Origin of the sequence: Vibrio sp. 10N.222.48.A3 (assembly GCF_041475345.1) — a bacterium.
Lineage (GTDB): Bacteria > Pseudomonadota > Gammaproteobacteria > Enterobacterales > Vibrionaceae > Vibrio > Vibrio tasmaniensis_A.
Genome location: NZ_JBFRVX010000079.1, coordinates 1 through 5,310, shown reverse-complemented (window position 1 = coordinate 5,310; position 5,310 = coordinate 1). Strand labels below are relative to the sequence as shown.

At 41.7% G+C, this 5,310-nt stretch carries 5 protein-coding genes and 2 pseudogenes; 4 read left to right on the top strand and 3 right to left on the bottom strand.

What is annotated here, in order from left to right:
- Positions 1–336, bottom strand: a pseudogene (locus tag AB4653_RS03010) (type IV conjugative transfer system coupling protein TraD); the annotation flags it as partial.
- A gap of 560 nt (positions 337–896) precedes the next feature.
- Here AB4653_RS03010 and AB4653_RS03005 point away from each other — a divergent pair.
- The 4 genes from AB4653_RS03005 (at position 897) to AB4653_RS02990 (ending at position 3,591) form a co-directional block, all read left to right on the top strand.
- Positions 897–1,154, top strand: coding sequence for a helix-turn-helix domain-containing protein (locus AB4653_RS03005; RefSeq protein WP_016800114.1), 258 nt, complete (start codon positions 897–899; stop codon positions 1,152–1,154).
- 375 nt (positions 1,155–1,529) lie between these two features.
- Positions 1,530–2,168, top strand: a complete 639-nt coding sequence (locus tag AB4653_RS03000; RefSeq protein WP_017101949.1) for a hypothetical protein — start codon at positions 1,530–1,532, stop codon at positions 2,166–2,168.
- A gap of 401 nt (positions 2,169–2,569) precedes the next feature.
- Positions 2,570–3,022 (top strand): helix-turn-helix domain-containing protein, encoded by a 453-nt coding sequence (locus AB4653_RS02995; RefSeq protein ID WP_017098630.1) that lies wholly within the window; start codon positions 2,570–2,572, stop codon positions 3,020–3,022.
- Positions 3,022–3,591 (top strand): PIN domain-containing protein, encoded by a 570-nt coding sequence (locus tag AB4653_RS02990; RefSeq protein WP_017098631.1) that lies wholly within the window; start codon positions 3,022–3,024, stop codon positions 3,589–3,591. The genes AB4653_RS02995 and AB4653_RS02990 overlap by 1 nt, the downstream gene beginning before the upstream one ends.
- Before the next feature lie 375 nt (positions 3,592–3,966).
- On the opposite strand, the pseudogene AB4653_RS02985 reads toward AB4653_RS02990, so the two are convergent.
- Positions 3,967–4,293, bottom strand: a pseudogene (locus AB4653_RS02985) (glyoxalase/bleomycin resistance/dioxygenase family protein).
- A gap of 27 nt (positions 4,294–4,320) precedes the next feature.
- Complete coding sequence (locus AB4653_RS02980; RefSeq protein WP_102257497.1) at positions 4,321–4,785, bottom strand: cupin domain-containing protein; 465 nt, start codon at positions 4,783–4,785, stop codon at positions 4,321–4,323.
- Between the last annotated feature and the right edge of the window lie 525 nt (positions 4,786–5,310).

Sequence of the window (5,310 nt, the reverse complement as noted above, 5' to 3'; positions counted from 1 at the left end):
GTGTATCACGTTATCGTAAAGGTCGATGAGTTGGGTGTTTTCCAGTTGGGAGGCGAGCGTACCAACGTAGCGTTTCCCGCTCCAGAACGTCGTGACTTCGCTGTTAAGATTGTGCCCAAAGCTGGCATAGATATGATTGCGCCAGTAGTAGAACACAGACCAAAAGGCGTTATCGGGCGCGCGTAGCCAGGTAAGAACGCCAGTGAGCGCTATCACCGACCAAATGGCGGCGTAGACTAAGGTATTGTTGACTTGAAAGAACATCCGAATGGAGTGAAAAGTAATTTGTCCGCCACGGGTAAAGTGGTTGCCGGACGCGCGTTTAGGTCTAGGCATCGTGGTTCCTTGAGAGTGAAATGCAGTGCTTTTTTAGGTAATTACCTGCGTATGCAGATGAGCTGGCCAACAATTGAACGGTTGTTGGCTAATGGTATTGCGGTGTAGGGCTCTGATATGAAAAAAATTTACGCATGCCGAAGGTAAGTCACGGATGTTCACCTCTCCGACGGGGTGGGGGGCTAGAGCCCCGACATGCTGGCAAAACTTGGGTGGTTTATTTCCTTGCGCTGATAATCCTCACGGTCTCGAACGTGGTCAGCGTTATGCTCGAAACCTTCAAAGCAATCCTGATTACTCTTTTTAAGAAGAAAAGCGAAATTGGTCTCTGTGTAATAGAGATGGTGAGCTTTATGTTGATGATGGGCATCACCGGACAGGGATTGGTCGAGTGTTTTTAGAAACGAATGGCTTTGAGCTTATGATTAAAAATGTCCTCGTTGCTTATTGCGCTGGACAGTTATCCATCGTATTCGTATTTTCCCGCGTCGGCTGATTTCAAGGCGATTTCATGGTAAATTTGTCAGAATGATAACGTTCCTTAATGACCTTCAACTTCTATGAATGACCAACTAACCCCAATCAACAAAGACCATTTAAAAAAACTTATCCGAGCAGAACTGGAACCGACATGGTTTGATAAACAATCAGTTAGCCCTGATATGTCTTGGGTGACTCCTGCTGTGTTTGAAATATTGTTTACTGAGTTGATAACTCATACGCGCGGTAATCAGTCTAAGGCTGCTAGGGTTTTAGGGATTAACAGAGGTAATTTCACCAAAAAGTTAAATCAGATCACAACTCGTGAATTTGGATAGGATGAGAGCTTATAAGTAGGTATCCGCCTATTGGTACCCTAACGAGGGTGCAGAGATTAACCAACCCCCATGACCTCTCAAGAAATCAATGGCAGTTGCTCTAATTTTCGCTTCAAGGAGCACTGGCGGTAATCTACTCCAATTGCAAAGTAACCATCATTGGGCTCTTTTAGAAGTCAACGAATATACCCGCCTCTTAGTGTCGCGATAAGTTTTATAATTGGCGCTTTTTACTTCAATTTGAAAACAATTATCGGCATTTTTAGGTGATTTCGATCTATTTGGTACCATGAGCATAAACTCAACCGACGAAGGTTTTAGACAGGTTACGCCCCAACTTTGTGGATAACTGCTTTAATTTGTTATAAAAAAATAATGTTAGGTTGGAATTTAACGAAGCAAGCAAAACGGAAGGCCAAATTAACCATGGAAAAGATAATTCACTACGATATTCTCAAGGTTAAAGTTAGAAGCGATAAAGAAAGCACTCGACTGACCAGCCAATGGGATCAGGTTCTACAAATCTGTCGTGACAAACCACTCGGAGAGATCGCGAGAGCAAGATTAGCGTTTAACCTTGTCGATTACATCACAAGTGAAGATCTACCTTTTCGCTTATTCATCACACGCGCACCACAAGCTATGGCCACCATAGGCGAGGAAACACGAGTGTATAAAGAGCATCGAGTTATTAATGGTAAACAAAGCGGAATGATTTACGCCAAAAGCGAACAAATGTTACCAAGAGAAATCCACTATACGAATGAGTTTGTGGCAACCCGCTACGTTGCTGGGACAAAAACACCACTCTCTGCCACCTCCCTCGTTGATTGCCTCAAGGCTGGAGATGTCATAACACCACTCGATGGCATCTTGTTTTTAGGCTGTAAACGAATCGCCAGTGATATAGCACGTCTTAAAAAAATCGAACCCACCATGAACATCGAAATGAAACGTATCGAAGTATCAGACAACTTCACAGGCACAACAAGAAAGATGGCAAGTTACGAATGAATAACGAGGCGTAAACGATTGCCGCATGCTTTAACATGACAGATATAACTGAAACTAATCTTCGGACAATTCCGAGTTATGAATCATAGAACACTCTGACCTTTCGAATTACTTCTAATATTATAATCATTCAGCTAGCCTACATCTGGCTGACCAATTCCTCTCATACACTACATATTGAAGTACTATGATTAAAGATAGTTAAGCATGCGTTGATAGACCTTGAACTAGGCCGCCTACGAGCACTAAGTCCAACGATAATGTGACACTCTCTTTCTTTCGAATATTTCGAATATTTCGAATATTTCGAATGTTGACTTTTTTCGAATATTTCGGATAATGTCATGGTGAGAAGATTTGTATACCATGACATCAGAAACTAAAAACTAGAGAGAAACACGATGAATACTGCTACAAAATTGCCAAGCGCTGAAGAAATGGCACTGGCTAAGCTTGGTAGCCAAGAGTTGTCAGCCGTTATAGAAATTAATGGTGAAGCTCAAAGGATTAACGTTGTCGATAAGTCTGGTAAGACTCACGAAGTAACTATTCCAGCAAGCGCATTAAATATGATGATCGAGATGCTTACTCAATTAGGTCAAGGCAACTCTGTTAGCATCACACCTATTCATGCGGAACTCACAACGCAAGAAGGTGCTGAGATGCTAAACATGTCTCGTCCTACTTTCATTAAGCTTCTTGATTCAGGTGATATTCCGTTTAGCCGTACTGGCAACCGTAGAAAGGTAGCTTATACTGATCTTATGGAGTACAAGAACTGCCTAGAAGAGAACAGACTAGCTGCTCTTGCTGAACTATCTGCATTAGACCAAGAAATGGATATGGGATATTAATGGCGTCATATACGGTAATTCTAGACGCATGTGTAATGTACCCAGCTCCACTCCGAAGCTACCTAATGTACTTGGCCAATACTGGCCTGTTTAGAGCGCGATGGACAGAACAGATACATGATGAATGGACTCGAAATCTACTGAAAAATAGGCCAGAGCTAAATGCAGAACAACTGCAAAGAACTCGACAGTTAATGAACGCAAATGTTCCAGACTGCTTGATTGAAGGGTATGAGTCTTTAATTGATGGCCTTACTTTACCCGATGTTGATGATAGACATGTTGTAGCTGCCGCCATTAAAGGTCAGGCTGAGTCTATCATTACGTTCAACCTAAAAGACTTTCCTTCTTGCGAACTCGAGCCTTTAGGTCTAACAGCAATACATCCAGACGAGTTCCTGTGCGATATGTTCGAATTGGACAGTAGCGCATGCGTTAAGGCTGCTCAGCAACAAAGAGCTTCATTAAAAAGGCCACCAATGAGCCAAGATGAGTTCTTAGCTTGCTTACAAAAGCAGAGACTCCCAAGCTTCATCTCACACTTAAAGAGCTTCAAATTGATGCTTTAACTTTGAATTAGTAGATTTTAAACTAGGCCGCTGATTGCGGCCTTTTTGTATACACTCATTCGCGTCTGAAATGTGTTTACTATTTAGCTGTACTCTCCCCGATATTTAAGAGAGCATCATTCGATGTTCTCTTATCTTTTTAACACTTTTGGCATATAAGAAAAAGTACGGTGATTTCAGTAGCGTGATCTGCTACTGAGTAATTACGTTAACGCAGAAAAGGGCACTTTCGAGTTAGAAAGTGCCATAGGTAAAAATTCAGCCTGTGAAGGTTTTGGACAGAAATGAGTTTCGGAGAACCAAGTATTAGCAAATCACGAATTAGCATAAGTATGGAAAGTCACTAAGCTCCCTGTCCAGTATTAATGGTGCACATCAGTTGCCAAACGGGTCTTCGATTTGACACATAAAAAGCCTATTTTCAATTGCCATTGGGCCTCTATACAGTTTTGCACCAAGCTCTTCAAAATGATCCAGTGCTTTATCCAAGTTGTTTACCGACCAATATAAAACTGTCCCACATTTACACGAGCCTACTTTTTCGTCTGCTTGTACTATCTCAAGAGAAAAACCGTTCAAATTGAGCATGGTAAAGTCGAAACTAGGATGATAAACAGATACAGCTGTAGGAAAGGCTTTTTGATACTAATCGATGCCCAATGCGACATTTTGAACATGAATAAGAATCGCTGTTGGAATCATAGTCTCCCTCCTACTACTTAACAGTCACTAGTATGGTGTGCCGTTCTTTCTAGAGGGAGTCCATTCACCAGAACTTTCAACAACCCATTTGAAATCATCATCTGGATAATGGGCTTCGTCTTTTGCAACTCGGCTCCCTATAACTATAAATTTAGCTTGTTCGCTACTACGGTTTATTAAATGATGTCCATTTTCGACCCTAGCAGGGAAGCCAATACACATTCCTGCAAATAATGTCTGCTCACCGTCATCACTGACTAAACATAGCTCACCATCGAGTACATAAAGAAACTCATCTGACCTTGTGTGCCAATGGCGAAGAGCCGACTGCGCATTCGGTTCTAATACTTCCAGATTCACACCGAACTGAGTGAGCCCAAAAGAATCACCTAAACTTCTGCATTCAGATTGACCAAGGCGAGATTTAAATGGCTCTGGAAATGGGTTAAACGTATCACCTTTTATGCTTAAAGCTTGTTTCGCTTTCGTCATTAATTGCCCCTGTGCATAACGCTTTTCAGTCGGGATATAGTCATTTACTTCTGTCCATCTTGCTCAATCTTTTTAAGCAACTCAAGTCATATATTATGGTTATGTGATTTTTGTACGCACACGAGTGATGGGTTACGAAAAAAACACCTGCACTCTAGGGTTGTTAGTTAGCATATGTATTACAAAATCAACTCACCATTAATTAGTCAATCATCGGTCGTGATACACTTTGGGGCAGATCTGAGCTAGTTGGCACTTTTTGAGAAAAGTGCCACGAGTAAAACTTCAGGTCTATGAAGCCTCTGGACAAAAGTTTGTCAGCGACTTTACTAAATTAGCAATTAATGAATAACTGCAAGTATGGCAAACGGCTTAAATTCAGGAAGTCCAGTATTGTTGATGTAGGTTAGATCGCACAATTTACTTATATAGAGGCATCGGGCTTGTTCAACAATCGGATTAAGCGCTGGCTTCGCAGCGTTAAATTCTTATTTGTTATGCTGCTATCGTATCCGCCCCATGAAC

Bases quoted from the DNA above. Each gene is read 5' to 3' on its own strand.
- AB4653_RS03005 (WP_016800114.1), top strand. From the start codon at position 897: ATGAATGACCAACTAACCCCAATCAACAAAGACCATTTAAAAAAACTT.
- AB4653_RS03000 (WP_017101949.1), top strand. From the start codon at position 1,530: ATGTTAGGTTGGAATTTAACGAAGCAAGCAAAACGGAAGGCCAAATTA.
- AB4653_RS02995 (WP_017098630.1), top strand. From the start codon at position 2,570: ATGAATACTGCTACAAAATTGCCAAGCGCTGAAGAAATGGCACTGGCT.
- AB4653_RS02990 (WP_017098631.1), top strand. From the start codon at position 3,022: ATGGCGTCATATACGGTAATTCTAGACGCATGTGTAATGTACCCAGCT.
- AB4653_RS02980 (WP_102257497.1), bottom strand. From the start codon at position 4,785: ATGACGAAAGCGAAACAAGCTTTAAGCATAAAAGGTGATACGTTTAAC.